The organism is Pseudoduganella umbonata, from assembly GCF_014192225.1.
In the GTDB taxonomy this organism is placed as follows: domain Bacteria; phylum Pseudomonadota; class Gammaproteobacteria; order Burkholderiales; family Burkholderiaceae_D; genus Rugamonas; species Rugamonas umbonata.
Genome location: NZ_JACHXS010000001.1, coordinates 795,047 through 810,852 on the forward strand (window position 1 = coordinate 795,047; position 15,806 = coordinate 810,852).

Below are 15,806 nucleotides of genomic sequence, written 5' to 3' on the forward strand. Positions count from 1 at the left end.
AAATTGGATGCCTTGCAGTATATTGACTGCAAACTTATCTAAACAAGACAAATAATCACTTCATCTGTGCGAATTTGTCATAAATCGACGCCATGGCACAGTTCAAGCAGATTTCCACGTTCGTGGAAGTGGTCGCGCGGGGCAGTCTTTCTGCCGCGGCACGCGCCGAAGGTATCGCACCGGCCGTGATCGGCCGCCGCCTCGATGCGCTGGAGCAGCGCCTGGGCGTCAAGCTGTTACAGCGTACCACGCGCAAGCTCGCCCTCACCGACGAAGGCGCCGCCTTCCTGGAGGATTGCCAGCGCATCCTGGCCGACCTGGAAAGCGCCGAAGCGGCGGCCGCCGAACGCAGCGCGCGCGCCACCGGCCACCTGCTGATTTCGGCACCGGCGGGATTCGGGCGCCACCACGTCGCCCCGCTGATTCCGTCGTTCGTCGCGGAGCACCGCGACGTAACCGTCACGCTGAACCTGAACGACCGCGTGGTGGACCTGATCGGCGAAGGGGTGGACGTGGCGATCCGTATCGCCACGCTGGAGGATTCGAATCTGGTCAGCGTGAAACTGGCGGACAACCGCCGCGTCGTCGTCGGTGCGCCCTCCTACCTGCAGCGCCACGGCATCCCGAAAACCCTGGACGACCTGTCGCGCCACAACTGCATGGCGATCAGCAGCGCCGGCAGCCAGCGCGGCTGGACCTTCCGTGACGGCAGCAAGAACGTCACGCTGCGAACCACGGGCAACATGAGCTGCAATGACGGCGCGGTATTGCATGACTGGGTGCTGGCAGGCAAAGGATTGGGTTGGCGCTCGATGTGGGAAGTCGGCGTCGATATCGAAGCCGGGCGCCTCGTTACCGTGCTCGACGACTATGCCGCGCCGGGCAATGACAATATCTATGCAGTGTTTGCCCAGCGGCGGCACTTGCCATTGCGAATCCGCGCTTTCGTCGATTTCCTGCGGCGCACCTATGGGCAGCCGGGATACTGGGCCAAGGGCTGACGGGACGCTGACCGGTATCGCCGGCCATGAGTGCGGCACGGGCCGGGCGGCCCGGCGATTTCATGGGATTGCACGATTGCTGCAGGTTCGCCGGTTCCGCGGCAAATTTGCTTCAGATGGCGTGCGTCAGATGGCATGCGTCAGATGGCATGCGTCGAATGGCGTGCGGCAGGCATGGGTGCAGCACGGGGCAGCTCGTGGATGCAATTGTGGCGCAATTCAGGTGCAATTCAGGTGCAGCTCGGGTGCAGTGGTGCGCCTTTGACCACCTTGGAAATCGATGCGCCGGCAATGGACAAAAAAAAATCCTCGGAAACCGAGGATTTTTTGATCGTTAGATCCAGCGTATTACAGCGGCTGAATGTTCGATGCTTGCTTGCCTTTCGGGCCAGCGGTTACATCGAAGGATACGCGCTGGTTCTCTTGCAGAGATTTGAAGCCGTTGGTTTGGATCGCCGAGAAGTGAGCGAACAGATCTTCGCCGCCTTCGTCAGGGGTGATGAAGCCAAAACCCTTCGAATCATTGAACCATTTTACGATACCAGTTGCCATTACAATTCCTATTACAGTTAAATGAGCTTACGCCCGTGATATCGTTTGAAGCAAGTATGCAATGGCAGACAAACTGCACTACTCTTGAATCTAAACGATCCCGCATTATACCGAATGCAGCGCCAAAAGCACGTCGTGAGGCACGATTTCGTGAAAATATTCACTACTGTCGAGCGAAAAGTGATGGGAATCACATGAATGAAGGCAAAAATCCCGTGAAACCGGATTAAAAATGCTCTCAATCAATGAATCTTGCCACTTTCGGAGCTCGGGAGACGACAAATAGATGGGGCCGAATCATTTCGGAAACGGACTGGACCAAAGTTCGATCGACCGGCTCAGATCAACGTCAGATGAACATTAGATCAGTTGAGTCCGGATAGCTCGATGTGGACCGCCTGTCTTCAACTGCCGTGATCAGCGTACGACCATCGAAATGCTGCGATCGACGTACCCGGAACCACACCAGCCAGCGATACTATCCTGCCACCATCAAATTGCCTGCCTCGCAAGAATGCCCTCGCGTCGTTCGGCATATGTGTAACTATAGACAATATAGGCCGCGACCGTTTGATTAATATCAATCGTGCGCGGGATAATTCGCACTGTGAGGATCCCGCAAGGCCCATTCGACATAGGCATGGATTTGCGCCGACAGTGCGGCCCAGCCGGCTTCTCCCGCCATCTGGCCGCGCACCGCCTGCTCCAGCCGGCGCGCCTGCTCGCCCAGCAGCGTAAAGCCGAACGAGCCGGCCGAACCGGCCACGGTATGCAGTGCCTGCTGCAGCCTGTCCAGCCGGGGGCCGTCGGGCGCCCCGCCAGCGGCCGCCAGCGCCTCGGCGATTTCCGCCATGCGTGCCGGGATACTGGCGGCGAACATGTCCGACAACGCCTGCAGGCGGGCGCGGTAGTTGGGGTCGAGCGGCGCTGCCACGATCGCGACGGCGCCGCTTACTTGGTACCGAAGATGCGGTCGCCGGCGTCGCCCAGTCCGGGCACGATGTAGGCGTGATCGTTCAGGTGCGAATCGAGCGAGGCACAGTAGATCTTCACACCCGGATGCGCGTCCTGCACTACCTGGATGCCTTCCGGCGCCGCCACCAGCGCCAGGAAGATGATCTGGTCGTCGGTCACGCCACGATTCTTCAAGACCTCGATCGCATGGACCGCCGAATTGCCGGTCGCGACCATCGGGTCGCACAGGATGAACGTACGGTCGACGAGGTCCGGCAGCCGCACCAGGTATTCGACCGGGTGGTGCGTTTCCGGGTCGCGGAATACACCGATATGCCCGACGCGGGCCGACGGTACCAGGTTCAGCAGGCCATCGCTCATGCCGATGCCGGCACGCAGGATCGGTACCACGGCAAGCTTCTTGCCGGCGATCACGGGAGCATCGACCGTCATCAGCGGGGTTTCGATCTCGCGCGTCGTCAGCGGCAGGTCGCGGGTGATTTCATACCCCATCAGCAGCGTGATCTCCTTCAGCAGCTCGCGGAACGTGCGGGTCGACGTGGTCTTGTCGCGCATATGGCTCAGCTTGTGCTGGATCAGCGGATGATCGGTGATGAACAGGTTCGGGAAGCGCGGATCTTGTTTCATGTTGACTAAAGTGCAGGCGGTTTGTGTTCCGCATTATCCCAGCCCGCGATGCGCGCTGTCCATGGCGCGGCTTGAAAAAAACGCCACAGCAACCAGTCCGCTGCCAGCGCGCGTTGCAGGCCGGAAGCCATCCGCGCACTCCACTTCAACAACGCGTTCGACGGTTCGCGGCTTGCCCTGCAGTCGCTGCACGCGCAGGCCGTTGAGCGTTTCATCGGGCAGGAAGCGCGGCACGGGAAAACACGACAGGCGGCGCCCGCCGGATTCACCAGTGTGCGCCAGCACCTGGTGTGCATCGGCCTGCAGTGCGGAAAGAACCACTGATGGCCCACCAGGCCGTACACCCCTTCCCATCGTCGCGCTGCCCGGTGCCTTATTGACAGGTCCTTGTTCCATCAGCCAGCCCAGCGCAAGGCGATTGCCGCGGCAACGACGGCACCGGCCCGCCCGAACAGCGACGCGCTGCGTTAGAATGGCCGCGATTTTCAGTCACGGGAGCAACACATTTTTCCAAAACCACGGTAAATGTTGCTTCGTTTCATGTTTTTGTTCGCCCAAAGTGATACATTCACGCAACGTGACCGTCCGTCTCGCCCGGCTCGCGTACCGTCAGAGCCAAATAGCGCTCCATGGCAGGCATTCACAGGACGAGATACCAGAATAGACCGCTGCATTGTCCATGCTTTCCAGTCCTACCTCGCCCTTGCCGGATAACGCACGGCACGCACTCGACGGCATGCTCGAAGAAGCCGGCGACATCGTGTTCCGGCTCGATCCGCCCGGCAACGTGCTGTTTGCCAGCCGCCGCGCCATGACGCTGCTGGGCGCCGGCCGTCCTGTCGCAGGCCGCCCGCTGGAGACCTTCGTGTCCGAACTCGACGAAGCAGCCTTGAAGGCCGCGCTCGCCGGGCTGGCGAAGGACGGCGTTGCGCGCCTCGAGCTGCGCATGCAGTCGGCGGACAGCGACGTGTGGTTCGACCTGCGTTTTTCCACCTTTGCCGACACGGATGGCGCGAGCCAGGTGCTGGTGGTCGGGCGCGACCTGTCGGTCCAGCAGGCCACCGAGGAACGCCTGCGGCACATGGCCACGCACGACACCCTGACCGAGTTGCCGAACCGGCTGCTGCTGACTGACCGCATCCGGATGACGATCGCCCAGGCGCGCCGCTCGGGCCAGGGCTTCTCCGTTGCCGCCATCGGGCTCGACAGCTTCCGTAAAGTCAACGACGGGCTCGGCCACCCGGTCGGCGATACCGTACTGAAGATGGCCGCGGCACGGCTGCGCAAGACGCTGCGCGACAGCGATACGCTGGCGCGCGTGGGCGGCGACGAATTCGTGGCGGTTCTCCCCGGCACCTTCAACGAACAGCAGATCCGCCTCGTCACGGGACGACTGCTGGCCACGCTGCAGGCGCCGTTCGAGATCGGCGCGCACACGATCTATGTCGGCGCGTCGCTGGGCGTGGCCGTGTATCCGCAGCACGCCGAGGACGACGTGCGGCTGGTCGCCCTGGCCGATGCCGCACTGTCGCGTGCCAAGGAAACGGGCAAGGCGCGCTGTGTGATGTACAGCCCGCGTCACTCGAGCCCGACCGAAGACGACATTTCCCTCGAAGCGGCCATGTTCCAGGCGGTGCGCGAAGGCGAGTTCGTGCTGCATTACCAGCCGATCGTCGATGCGACCACGCGCGAGATCGAAGGATTCGAAACGCTGATGCGCTGGAAGCACCCTACCCTGGGCATGGTGTCGCCGGCACGCTTCATCCCGATTGCCGAGACTAACGGCCTGATCAATCTGCTGGGCGCCTGGGCGCTGAAGGCTGCGTGCGTGCAGCTCAGGCAATTCCAGGAGGCAGCGAAACGGCCGCTGTACATCTCTGTTAATATCAGCCCCCGCCAATTTCGTAGCGACAAGTTTTTAGAAGTGCTAGACGACGCCATATCCTACTCCGGCCTGTCCGGCGACCAGCTAGTGCTGGAAATCACCGAGGGCACGCTGATGATCGACCCGGCGCACGCTGAAACCATTCTCGGCAAGATGGCCGAACGCCGCGCCCGCATCGCGATCGACGATTTCGGTACCGGCTACTCATCGCTCGCCTACCTGAAGCGCTTCCCGATTTCGGTGCTGAAGATCGACCGCGCGTTCATCCGCGACCTGCCGGCGTCGCAAAAGGATGGCGCGATCTGCAACGCCGTGCTGGACCTGGCGCGCCACCTGTCGCTGTCGGTGGTCGCCGAAGGCGTCGAAACCGAGGAACAGATGGCTTACATGCGCGAACGCGGCTGCCGGTACGTGCAGGGTTACCTGACCGGCAAGCCAATGGCGGCCAACGTGGCGATCGCCGCGCTGACCGAGCGCCATTACGAAGAAGTCATGCGCGCCGAAGCGACGAAGGTGGTGCAATGAACGCCGATACCGCGATCAGCCCGCTCGGCGAGCAGACCTTGGCCCTGCTGTGGGAACGCACGCGCCGGCAGGGCGACATGCCCGCCTTCGCGAAAGCCATCGGCGCCGTGCTCGGCGCCATGCGCGGCGAGGACGACGGCGAATTCTCGATGACCGAAACGGTGCTCTCGGACCCCGTGCTCACCAACAAGGTGCTGCGCCTGGCGAACAGCACGATGTACTCCGCATTCGGCCAGCACGTCAACACCGTCAGCAAGGCGGTGCTGGTGCTGGGCACGGAAGCCATCGGCCACCTGGCGCTGGGCCTGAAACTGGTCGAGGAACTCAGTTCGAGCGCCAGCGACTCCACGCAAGCGCATATCGAGATGGAAAAAGCGGTGCTGGCCGGACTGGTGGCGCGGGAGCTCGCCGCCACGGTGCGCAGCCCGCAGACCGAACTCGCGGTCGTGTGCTCGATGCTGCACACGCTGGGCCGGATGATGGTCACGTTCTACCTGCCCGAGCACTGGCTGAAACTGCAGCAGCGCGGCGGTCCAGGCAACGAGGATGCGGCGGCGCTTGAAATGCTCGGCATCTCGCTGGCCGATATCGGCATGGCGGCCGCCCAGCGCTGGAACCTGCCACGCAACCTGGTCGCCGGCATGCGCACCGTGGACGCGGACACTGACGCGGCACAGGAACCGCAGGGTCAATGGCAAGCGCCCGGCGCGTTGCCCGCATCCGACTGGGTCGCCGGCATCGCCACGCTGGCGCGGCACTGCGCCGCCTCGCTGTGGCACGACGATGAAGAAGGCGCCGCCGAGATCGCCCGGGTCAGCGCCGCTTTCGCACCGCTGCTGGGCCTGGAACTGGAGCAGATGCGCGGCGCCATCGCCCAGGCCCGCGAGACCGCGGCCGAGGAACTGGCGATCGCTCCCCTGTCGAAGCCGCTGGAGCGTCGCGCCAAGGCCCTCGCGCAGACGCGCCAGCGCGCCGCCGGCAACCGTATCCTGCAAAGCGGCCTGGCGGACATGCGCGACATGGTCGATACCGCCAGCCCGGGCCAGATGGTCTCGGCGGCGCTGGAGACCGTCTACAAGGGGCTCGATTTCTCCCGGGCGGTGGCGTTCGTGCGCAACCGTCGGGAAAGCCGCTACGCGGCGCGGATGTGCTTCGGCGCACTGCCGAAGGAACAGCTGGCGGCCATGTCGTTCGAGGACGCGTATGAACCGAACGTATTCCATGCGGCGCTGAACAGCGACCGCGTGATCTTCATTGAAAACGCGCGCGATCCGAAATTCGCGGCCAAGCTGCCGCAATGGTGGAAAACCGGCCTGGCCGAAGCGCGCAGCTTCGTGATCCTGCCGCTGTCGGCGAATGGCCAGCCGGCCGGCTTCCTGTACGGGGACTGGGATGAGACGTTCCCCACGATCCACCTGTCGCAGACCGAGTTCGGCCTGCTGAACGACTTGCGCGGACTGGTCGTGAAGGCCATCGAACGGCGGCACCAGCTCGAGATGATGAGCAGCAGGGCCGCATAGTGCTGAACAAGCGGGTCAAGCAAGCGGCTGAAGCAAGCGGCTGAAGCAAGCGCCGCGAGACGTCATTGCACCGCCGGCATCATGCCGGCGGTTTTGTTTCGGCTCAGCCCTGGCGGCCGATATCCGGCGTTGCCACCCGCACGTCGCCGCACTGGGCGCGGTGCATCAGCGCGTGGTCGATCAGCACCAGCGCGAGCATTGCTTCGGCGATCGGCGTGGCGCGGATGCCCACGCACGGATCGTGGCGGCCGAAGGTTTCCACCATCACCGGATTGCCGGCCTTGTCGATCGAGCGGCGCGGCGTGCGGATCGACGACGTTGGCTTGATCGCGATCGATACCGTGATGTCCTGCCCCGTCGAAATGCCGCCCAGGACGCCGCCGGCGTGGTTGCCGACGAAGCCCTGCGGGGTCAGCTCGTCGCCATGTTCGGAGCCGCGCTGCGCGACGGACGCGAAGCCGGCGCCGATTTCCACGCCCTTCACCGCGTTAATGCCCATCATGGCGTAGGCGATGTCGGCATCGAGCTTGTCGTAGATCGGCTGACCCAGGCCTACCGGGACATTCTTCGCCACCACGTCGATGCGCGCACCGATCGAATCGCCCGACTTGCGCAGTTCGTCCATGTAGGTTTCCATTTGCGCGATCAGGGCCGCATCGGCCGTCGCCGCGAAAAACGGATTGGTCGGCACGTGCGCGAAGTCCTGGAACGGCACCTCGATGTCGCCCAGCTGGCGCATGCAGCCGGCGAACTCGGTGCCATACTGTTCCTTCAGCCACTTCTTGGCGATCGCCGCCGCGCCCACCACGGGCGCCGTCAGCCGGGCCGACGAACGGCCGCCGCCGCGCGGGTCGCGCACGCCGTATTTGTGCCAGTACGTGTAGTCGGCATGGCCGGGGCGGAAGCTCTCGGCGATATTGCCGTAGTCCTTGCTGCGCTGGTCCTCGTTGCGGATCAGCAGCGCGATCGGCGTGCCGGTCGTGACGCCTTCGTACACGCCGGACAGGATCTGCACCGCGTCCGGTTCCTGGCGCTGGGTGACATGGCGCGACGTGCCGGGCTTGCGGCGGTCCAGTTCCGGCTGGATGTCGGCCTCGGTCAGCGCCAGCCCCGGCGGGCAGCCGTCGATGACACAGCCGATCGCCGGTCCGTGAGATTCGCCAAAAGTCGTTACCGTGAACAGCTTGCCAAAGGAATTGCCGGACATGAGATCAATCTGAAAGAGCGGGAGGAACTGGCAATTTTACCGCTTTAGCATCGCGCTAGCCAGCCAAACGGGAAGCGCGGCGCTCGCGCGACAAATATAACAATTTCTTAACGGCAATTAGGTTCGCCGCTTATAATGAAGACGTTGCGCCGGTATCCCGCCCAATCCGTTATAAATGACCGGACGACACCACTGGAGAAGGACGCATGCCCACAACGAGCACCCCCACCGGCTCCGGACAGGACGAACTGGTGTTCCTGGACGAACTACCCCGGCAGCCGCCCGCGGCGCCGCGTGACGCCTGGCGGGTGATGATCGTCGACGACGACGCGGACGTCCACTCCACCACCACCTTCGCGCTCGGCAACCTCGACATGGGCGGCCGCACGCTCGAATTCGTCCACGCCTATTCGGCGGCGCAGGCACGCGAACTGCTGGCGCGCGAACGCGACATCGCCGTCATCCTGCTCGACGTGGTGATGGAACAGGAACACGCGGGGCTGCATCTGGTGCGCCACATCCGCGAAACGCTGAAACTGGCGGACGTGCGCATCATCCTGCGCACCGGCCAACCTGGCTATGCGCCGGAAATCGACGCGATCCGCGACTTCGACATCAACGACTACAAGACCAAATCCGAACTCACCCGCATCAAGCTGTACACCACGGTGACGGCGGCAATCCGCTCGTACGAACAGATCCGCCGCCTCGACGACAGCCGGCGCGGCCTGAACCGCATCGTGGAGGCAGGCACCGCGCTGATGGCCCTGCAGGGCGTGCGCGACTTCGCCGCCGGCGCCCTCGTGCAGGCCGCCGCGCTGATCGGCCAGCCGGCCAGCGGGCTGCTGTGCGTGCGCGGCGAAGCCGGTACCGCCCAGGTGGTGGCGGCCTGCGGCGCCTGGCAGGCATGCGCGGGACGCGTGCTGGGGCCCGATACCGATCCACCGCTGCCGGCCGCGCTGGCGCAGGCGCTGACGGCGCACTGCAACGTCTATGACGCCGATGCCGTCGCGCTGCACCTTGCCGGCAAGACCAAACGTACCTTTGCCGCCCTGCTCGACGTGCGGCAAGCCCCGGCGGAACTGGAGCGCAAGCTGCTGGACGTTTTCGCCGCCAACGTGGCCGTCGGCCTCGACAACGTGGAACTGATGTCGCACCTGCATGACGCGGCCTTCTACGACACGCTGTCGAAATTGCCGAACCGCACGCGGCTGATCGAGATCCTCGATGCGACGCTGGCCGGCCCGGGGCGCGGCGATGCCACGCTGTGCCTGGTCGACCTGGACCATTTTGCCGAAACCAACGATGCGCTCGGCCACGCCTTCGGCGATGGCCTGCTGGCGGCCGTGGCGGCGCGGCTGCGCGACAGCCTGGCCGGGCACTTGACCGTCGCCCGCATCGGTGGCGACATTTTCTGCGTGCTCGGTCCTGCCGACCACGTGCATCCGGCCGCCATCCTGGCGCTGTTCCAGCAACCGTTCGAGATCGAAGGGCAGACCGTGCAGGTCACCGCCACGCTCGGACTGGTGCGGCTGGCCGAGCACGACGGCAGCGGCACCGATGCGCTGAAGGACGCCGATATCGCACTCAAGCGCGCCAAGTCGCAGCAACGTGCCGGCCATTTTTACTTTACGCGCAATATGGGGGTGGAGATCCGCGAACGGGTGCGCATGATGCACGCGTTGCGCACCGCCTTCAGCAAGCACGAGCTGTTCCTCGCTTACCAGCCACAGATGGACCTGGCCACGCGCAAGCCGGTCGGCGCCGAGGCACTGCTGCGCTGGCGCGCCGCGGACGGCCGGTTCGTCCCGCCGGACCGCTTCATCCCGATCGCCGAGTATTCCGGACTGATCATCGACATCGGCGAATGGGTGCTGCGCACCGCCTGCGCCGAACTGGTCCGCCTGCGCGCCGCCGGGCACCAGGATTTCACGATGTCCATCAACGTCTCTCAGGTGCAGTTCCGCCACCCGCAATTCCTCCAGGTGCTGCGCGGCGCGCTGGCCGACACGGGCGCCCCGCCCCGCTACGTGGAACTGGAAATCACCGAATCGATGGCAATGGAAGAGCCGGAGACGTTCATCGAGATGCTTGCCCAGGTCAAGGAAACCGGCGTGCACATCGCGATCGACGACTTCGGCACCGGCTTCTCGTCGCTGTCGCACCTGCAGCGGCTGCGGCTCGACCGGCTGAAGATCGACCGCGCGTTCGTGACCGAGATCAGCGGCGCCTCGCGCGGCAGCAGCATCGCCGAAATGGTGATCCAGCTGGGCCGCAACCTCGGCCTGTCCGTGGTTGCCGAAGGCGTCGAGGACGAGCTGCAGGCCCGCGTGCTGCAACAGCTGGGCTGTCCGCTCGCGCAGGGCTTCCTGTTCGCACGCCCGATGGGCGCCGGCGAACTGTCCGACTGGCTCGAAGACCAGGCCCGCCTGCGGGCATGACACCAGGGCCTGGCTGCCAAGCATATCAACTGGAAACGTTGCCTGGAAAATGGGGACGTACCCCATTTTCCAGGCAACAAAAAACGCTGCCGAGGCAGCGTTTCGGGTAGCAAGCGGCGAACGGATCAGCTGGTCGAGGATCAGCTCATCGAGGATCAGCTCGTCGCGGATCAGTTCGCTGTCTCGTCCTGCTCGGCCGGCCAGTCGCGGATGTAGGCCTTCAGCATGCGGTTCTCGAAACTCTGCGCTTCGAGCACGGCGCGCGCCACGTCGTAGAACGAGATCACGCCCAGCAAGGTCTTGGCGTTCATCACGGGCAGGTAGCGCGCGTGCTTCTCCAGCATGATGCGGCGCACTTCATTGACCTCGGTATCGGGCGTCACGGTGATCGGATGGTCATCCATATGCTTGCGTACGGTGCCGCCGCCCACCGAGCCCTCGTTGGCATGCAGCGCCTTCAGCACTTCGCGGAACGTCAGCATGCCCACCAGGTCACCATACTCCATCACGACGAGCGAACCGATGTCCTTCTCGGCCATGGTGGTGGCAGCCTCCACCAGCGGCTGGTCCGGCGTGATCGTGTAGAGGATGTTGCCCTTGACTTGGAGGATTTCTGATACTTTCATGGTGGCCGTCCTGTCCGTGATGGGTGATTTTCATTCTATGCCTTCTGGCGCAATGTAGCGTATGCCAGTGAAAAAATCCAGCCTGGCACGGGAATAGTGCCCATGGCGGCCGATCGGGCGCTAGTTGCCGGCGGCCGGCGCATCGTCGCGGCCCACGGCGGGGCCGAAATGGTCGGCCAGGGTCAAGCCGAGCCCGGCTTCCACGGCATCCTCGACATTGCGTGCCAGCCGGGCCGCATCGCGCCGTGCCGCCACGTCGCGCGGGTCGTCCGACTCGTTCGCCACGCCGGCATTCACGGGTATGCCGCCGAACACGAACAGCCGGTAGACTTCGGCCAGCGTCAGCGTGTCGGGATTGGCCAGCAGCACCCAGTGATCGCCCGTATGCGCGACATGCTTGCCGAACTGCACGCGCGGCGCCGGCTCGACCCGCACCCGGCCCACCCAGCCCTTGTCCTGCATCCGTTCCAGCAAGGTGTCGAGCTCGTCGAAGCCCAGCCGCGTGCGCGTCCGCAGCGCCGCCGACGACACCAGCGCCGTATCGCCGTAGCGGCTGGCGCCATGCAGCACCTTCAGCACGGCCAGCGCGTCGACGAAGGCGCCGCCCGGCACCGGCTCGTACCACCAGCGCTCGTACTTGATGACCGGCAGCGCCGCCGCCAGCAGCGCGCCCAGCAAAGTGATCAGCCACGACAGGTAGACCCACAGCAGGAACAGCGGCAGTGCCGCCAGCGCGCCATAGATCTTCGAATAGGTGGGGAACTGCGTGATGAACACGGCAAAGCCGCGCTTGGCCAGTTCGAAGGCCAGCCCGGCCAGCACGCCGCCGGCCAGCGCATCGCGCCAGTCGACGACCTTGTTCGGCACCGCCATGTACAGGAACGTGAAGCCGGCCGTCGTCAGGCCCAGCGACAGCACCGAATAGGCCAGCGCGCCGGCGACGTTGCCGACCAGGCTGGAAGTGGCCGAGAAAAAGTCCGTCGACAGCGAGATCGAGATGCCCACCAGCAGCGGACCCAGCGTGATCAGGGCCCAGTAGACCAGCAGCCGGCGCGTCCAGCGGCGCTCGGCCTTCACGCCCCAGATGCGGTTGAACACGCGCTCGATCATGCCCATCATCGCCGCCGACGTGACCACCAGCGTCACCGCGCCCACCGCCGACAGCCGCGTGGCCTGCGACGCGAACGTGGTCAGGTACGACAGGATGGTTTCCGAGATCGCCTTCGGCATCACGCTCTGGATGAAATATGCTTCCAGCGCGGTGCGGAAGGTGGCGAACATCGGGAAGGTGGTGAACACGGCCAGCGCGATCGTCAGCACCGGCACCAGCGCGAACACGGTGGTGAAGGTAAGGCCGCCGGCGACTTGCGGCAGGCTCTCTTCGCGCAGCCGGCGGCGTGCGAACAGGCCCAGGTCGCGCACCTCGGCCCAGGACAGCGAGCGCAGCTCGGCGACGCCGTCGCCGCAGCGACTGGCCACAAAATGGTATAGGCTCCTGATACGTTGCTTCAAATGGTTCGTGTCCCTGTTCACCCGGTAAAGCGTTCTATAATACCAACGATGAACGCGCCCAACCTGATTATCCTAGTTTTGTTCTATTCCCGGCATGGCGCCACGCGCCGCCTGGCCGAGCTGATCGCCCAGGGCATCGAAAGCGTGCCCGGCTGCGATGCACGGCTGCGCACGGTGCCGGCGGTGTCCACCGTCACCGAGGCCACCGAGCCGGAAGTGCCGGTCGACGGCGCGCCCTACGTCGAGCTGGCCGACCTCGATGAGTGCGCCGGCATCGCCGTCGGTTCGCCGACCCGCTTCGGCAACATGGCGTCCAGCATGAAATACTTCTGGGACGGCACGTCGAGCCAGTGGCTGGCCGGCAGCCTGGCCGGCAAGCCCGCCTGCGTGTTCACTTCCACCGGCAGCCTGCACGGCGGCCAGGAATCGACCTTGCTTTCGATGATGATCCCGCTGCTACACCACGGCCTGATGGTCATCGGCCTGCCGTACACGCATCCCGACCTGATGACCACGTCGTCCGGCGGCACGCCGTATGGCGCCAGCCACTGGGCCGGCGTCGATGGCCGCAAGCCCGTCACCGACGAGGAAAAGCGCCTCGCCGTGGCGCTCGGCAAACGGCTGGCCGAAACGGCCGTCAAACTGCGGGGCCGGTAATGTACGGCGCGCGCCAGAAGGTATTGTGGTGGGGGGCGCTGGCCAGCGTGGCCGCGCTGATCGCCTTGTGCCTGCTGTGGGAAACCGTGCTGGCGCCGCTCAAGCCCGGCGGCTCCTGGCTGGCGCTGAAGGCCGTGCCGCTGCTGTTCCCGCTGATCGGCGTATTGAAACGCGACCTGTATACCTTGCAATGGTCGTCGATGATGATCCTTGCCTACCTGGCCGAAGGCGTCGTGCGCGGCTACAGCGACCAGACCATGCGCTGGCTGGGCTGGACCGAGGCGGCGCTGGTGTTCGTGTTCTTCTGCTGCGCGCTGCTGTACGTGCACCCGTACAAGCGCGCCGCCAAGAAGGCGGCGCGCGAGTTGCTGGACAAGGTCGCCCGCAGCCGCAACGGCCACCAGTAAGCACGTCCACCCATCGAGCGCTACCGATCATGACGGCATTCCTGGACCGCTGCCGCGCCATCGCCGGCGCCGATTTCGTGCTCGACACGCCGGCCGGCATGGCGCCATTCCTGCGCGACTGGCGCGGCCGTTTCACCGGCAGTGCGCGCGCCGTGCTGCGTCCCGGCTCCGTCGACGAAGTGGCGCGGCTGGTGCGCCTGTGCGCCGACGAGCGCGTGCCCATCGTGCCGCAGGGCGGCAATACGGGCCTGGTGCTGGGCAGCGTGCCCGACGCCAGCGGCAGCGCCGTGGTGCTGTCGCTGGCGCGCCTCGCCACGATCCGCGCGCTCGATCCCGTCAACCGCACCGTCACCGTCGATGCCGGCGTCATCCTCCAGCACGTGCAAGAAGCCGCGGCCGCCGCGGATTGCCTGTTCCCGCTGTCGCTGGCGGCCGAAGGCAGCTGCACGATCGGCGGCAACCTGTCCACCAACGCCGGCGGCACCGGCGTACTCCGCTACGGGAACACCCGCGAGCTGTGCCTCGGCCTGGAAGTCGTCACGCCCGCCGGCGACATCTGGTCCGGCCTGCGCGGCCTGCGCAAGGACAATACCGGCTACGACCTGCGCGACCTGTACATCGGCGCCGAAGGCACGCTGGGCATCATCACCGGCGCCGTGATGAAGCTGTACCCGGCACCGAAGGCGTCGATCACCGCGCTTGCCGCCCTGCCGTCGCCCGAATACGCGCTGCGGCTGCAGTCGCTGCTGCAGGACCGCGCCGGCGCCAGCCTGACGGGGTTCGAACTGATGTCGGCCCTGTGCCTCGACCTGGTGGCACGTCATTTCCCGGCACTGCCCCGGCCATTCCCCGCGACCTATCCGCAGTATGCGCTGCTGGAAATCTCCAGCAGCGAATCGGCGGATCACGCCGTGCAACTGCTGGAATCGGCCACCGGCGCGGCGTTCGACGCCGGCATCGTGCTCGACGCGGTGGTCGCCACGTCGGTCGCGCAATCGCGCGGCCTGTGGCAGCTGCGCGAGCACATCCCGCTGGCCCAGGCGGCCGACGGCAAGAACATCAAGCACGACATCTCGCTGCCGGTGTCGTCGATCGCCGAGTTCATCGCGCGCACCGAGCCGCAGTTGCAGCAGGCGTTTCCCGGTTGCCGGCTGGTCTGCTTCGGCCACCTGGGCGACGGCAACCTGCACTTCAACGTGGCGCCGCCACCCGGCGTCGACAATGAAGCATTCCTGGTGAACCAGGAAGCCGTGAACCGCGTGGTCCACGATGCAGTCGTCGCGTTCGGCGGCTCGATCTCGGCCGAGCATGGCATCGGCGCGCTGAAGCGGGACGAACTGGCGCGCTACAAATCGCCCGTGGAACTGAACCTGATGCGTGCCATCAAGGCGGCGCTCGATCCGCTGAACATCATGAACCCGGGGAAGATCCTGTGAAGCCGCTGCTGCCCGTGCTGGCGATTGCAATGTCGGGCATGCTGGCTGCCGGCCTGCCCGCCAGCGCGCAAATGTACAAGTGCGAGGACGGCGACAAGGTCGCGTACAGCGAAGCGCCATGCGCACGGGGCACGCAAACCGTGGTGCCGCCGCCCGGCGCACCGGCGGCACGGCGGGAGCCCGCGCCACTGAAACAGCTGCAAAAGCAATCCGCCCAGCTGCAAAAGGAACGGCTGGCACGCGAAGCGCAGCAGGATCGCGCCGACGTCCTGCACGACCGCCGCGCCGCGCAGCACCGCGACCGGTGCAGCAAGCTGGAACTGGCCCACAAATGGGCCGAGGACGACGTGCGCCGCGCCAGCCACCGCGCCATCGATGCCGCCCGGCTGAAGGCCCGGCGCGCCGCCGAACGCCACGCCGCCGCATGCCAGTGAC

Annotated in this window: 15 protein-coding genes; 8 read left to right on the top strand and 7 right to left on the bottom strand. The window is 65.3% G+C overall.

Going from position 1 to position 15,806, the window contains the following annotated elements; all coding sequences use genetic code 11:
• Positions 1–92 precede the first annotated feature (92 nt).
• Complete coding sequence (locus tag FHS02_RS03280) at positions 93–1,001, top strand: LysR family transcriptional regulator (RefSeq protein WP_137312784.1); 909 nt, start codon at positions 93–95, stop codon at positions 999–1,001.
• 348 nt (positions 1,002–1,349) lie between these two features.
• Here the strand turns inward: FHS02_RS03280 and FHS02_RS03285 are convergent, their stop codons facing one another.
• From FHS02_RS03285 to FHS02_RS31915, 4 genes are all read right to left on the bottom strand, one after another.
• Positions 1,350–1,553: a cold-shock protein gene (locus FHS02_RS03285; RefSeq protein WP_137312785.1), complete on the bottom strand. Its 204-nt coding sequence runs from the start codon at positions 1,551–1,553 to the stop codon at positions 1,350–1,352.
• A gap of 580 nt (positions 1,554–2,133) precedes the next feature.
• Positions 2,134–2,487 carry an Hpt domain-containing protein gene (locus tag FHS02_RS03290; protein WP_217496903.1) on the bottom strand — a complete coding sequence of 118 codons (354 nt, stop codon included), beginning with the start codon at positions 2,485–2,487 and terminating at the stop codon, positions 2,134–2,136.
• Positions 2,488–2,504: 17 nt separating this feature from the next.
• Entirely contained in the window at positions 2,505–3,155 is a 651-nt protein-coding gene (gene upp / locus FHS02_RS03295) for a uracil phosphoribosyltransferase (protein ID WP_137312786.1), read from the bottom strand.
• 33 nt (positions 3,156–3,188) lie between these two features.
• Positions 3,189–3,476: a hypothetical protein gene (locus tag FHS02_RS31915; protein ID WP_137312787.1), complete on the bottom strand. Its 288-nt coding sequence runs from the start codon at positions 3,474–3,476 to the stop codon at positions 3,189–3,191.
• A 358-nt stretch (positions 3,477–3,834) separates the two neighbouring features.
• On the opposite strand from FHS02_RS31915, the gene FHS02_RS03305 reads away from it, so the two are divergent.
• Both FHS02_RS03305 and FHS02_RS03310 read left to right on the top strand, forming a co-directional pair.
• A complete protein-coding gene (locus FHS02_RS03305) occupies positions 3,835–5,565 on the top strand; it encodes a putative bifunctional diguanylate cyclase/phosphodiesterase (protein ID WP_137312788.1) in 1,731 nt (576 codons plus the stop codon).
• On the top strand, positions 5,562–7,085 hold the full coding sequence (locus FHS02_RS03310) for an HDOD domain-containing protein (RefSeq protein ID WP_229422531.1): 1,524 nt from the start codon (positions 5,562–5,564) through the stop codon (positions 7,083–7,085). The genes FHS02_RS03305 and FHS02_RS03310 overlap by 4 nt, the downstream gene beginning before the upstream one ends.
• 103 nt (positions 7,086–7,188) lie before the next feature.
• Here the strand turns inward: FHS02_RS03310 and aroC are convergent, their stop codons facing one another.
• Complete coding sequence (gene aroC / locus FHS02_RS03315; protein ID WP_137312789.1) at positions 7,189–8,292, bottom strand: chorismate synthase; 1,104 nt, start codon at positions 8,290–8,292, stop codon at positions 7,189–7,191.
• A 206-nt stretch (positions 8,293–8,498) separates the two neighbouring features.
• Here aroC and FHS02_RS03320 point away from each other — a divergent pair, with 206 nt between their 5' ends.
• Positions 8,499–10,733 carry an EAL domain-containing response regulator gene (locus FHS02_RS03320; RefSeq protein WP_175424723.1) on the top strand — a complete coding sequence of 745 codons (2,235 nt, stop codon included), beginning with the start codon at positions 8,499–8,501 and terminating at the stop codon, positions 10,731–10,733.
• Positions 10,734–10,903: 170 nt separating this feature from the next.
• On the opposite strand, the gene FHS02_RS03325 is transcribed toward FHS02_RS03320, so the two are convergent.
• Entirely contained in the window at positions 10,904–11,359 is a 456-nt protein-coding gene (locus FHS02_RS03325; RefSeq protein WP_137312790.1) for a CBS domain-containing protein, read from the bottom strand.
• Positions 11,360–11,479: 120 nt separating this feature from the next.
• A complete protein-coding gene (locus FHS02_RS03330) occupies positions 11,480–12,838 on the bottom strand; it encodes a YihY family inner membrane protein (protein ID WP_229422532.1) in 1,359 nt (452 codons plus the stop codon).
• Positions 12,839–12,919: 81 nt separating this feature from the next.
• Here FHS02_RS03330 and wrbA point away from each other — a divergent pair, with 81 nt between their 5' ends.
• From wrbA to FHS02_RS03350, 4 genes are read left to right on the top strand one after another with little or no spacing between them, the layout of a single operon-like run.
• A complete protein-coding gene (gene wrbA / locus FHS02_RS03335) occupies positions 12,920–13,528 on the top strand; it encodes an NAD(P)H:quinone oxidoreductase (protein ID WP_137312791.1) in 609 nt (202 codons plus the stop codon).
• A complete protein-coding gene (locus FHS02_RS03340; RefSeq protein ID WP_137312792.1) occupies positions 13,528–13,935 on the top strand; it encodes a DUF2069 domain-containing protein in 408 nt (135 codons plus the stop codon). The genes wrbA and FHS02_RS03340 overlap by 1 nt, the downstream gene beginning before the upstream one ends.
• Positions 13,936–13,964: 29 nt before the next feature.
• Positions 13,965–15,371, top strand: coding sequence for an FAD-binding oxidoreductase (locus tag FHS02_RS03345; protein ID WP_137312793.1), 1,407 nt, complete (start codon positions 13,965–13,967; stop codon positions 15,369–15,371).
• On the top strand, positions 15,368–15,805 hold the full coding sequence (locus FHS02_RS03350) for a DUF4124 domain-containing protein (protein WP_137312794.1): 438 nt from the start codon (positions 15,368–15,370) through the stop codon (positions 15,803–15,805). The genes FHS02_RS03345 and FHS02_RS03350 overlap by 4 nt, the downstream gene beginning before the upstream one ends.
• Position 15,806: the final 1 nt, after the last annotated feature.

Excerpts from the sequence above, each read along its gene's own strand:
- wrbA (WP_137312791.1), top strand. The coding sequence starts at position 12,920 with ATGAACGCGCCCAACCTGATTATCCTAGTTTTGTTCTATTCCCGGCAT.
- FHS02_RS03345 (WP_137312793.1), top strand. The coding sequence starts at position 13,965 with ATGACGGCATTCCTGGACCGCTGCCGCGCCATCGCCGGCGCCGATTTC.
- FHS02_RS03320 (WP_175424723.1), top strand. The coding sequence starts at position 8,499 with ATGCCCACAACGAGCACCCCCACCGGCTCCGGACAGGACGAACTGGTG.
- FHS02_RS03305 (WP_137312788.1), top strand. The coding sequence starts at position 3,835 with ATGCTTTCCAGTCCTACCTCGCCCTTGCCGGATAACGCACGGCACGCA.
- FHS02_RS03310 (WP_229422531.1), top strand. The coding sequence starts at position 5,562 with ATGAACGCCGATACCGCGATCAGCCCGCTCGGCGAGCAGACCTTGGCC.
- FHS02_RS03280 (WP_137312784.1), top strand. The coding sequence starts at position 93 with ATGGCACAGTTCAAGCAGATTTCCACGTTCGTGGAAGTGGTCGCGCGG.
- upp (WP_137312786.1), bottom strand. The coding sequence starts at position 3,155 with ATGAAACAAGATCCGCGCTTCCCGAACCTGTTCATCACCGATCATCCG.
- aroC (WP_137312789.1), bottom strand. The coding sequence starts at position 8,292 with ATGTCCGGCAATTCCTTTGGCAAGCTGTTCACGGTAACGACTTTTGGC.
- FHS02_RS03285 (WP_137312785.1), bottom strand. The coding sequence starts at position 1,553 with ATGGCAACTGGTATCGTAAAATGGTTCAATGATTCGAAGGGTTTTGGC.
- FHS02_RS03325 (WP_137312790.1), bottom strand. The coding sequence starts at position 11,359 with ATGAAAGTATCAGAAATCCTCCAAGTCAAGGGCAACATCCTCTACACG.
- FHS02_RS03340 (WP_137312792.1), top strand. The coding sequence starts at position 13,528 with ATGTACGGCGCGCGCCAGAAGGTATTGTGGTGGGGGGCGCTGGCCAGC.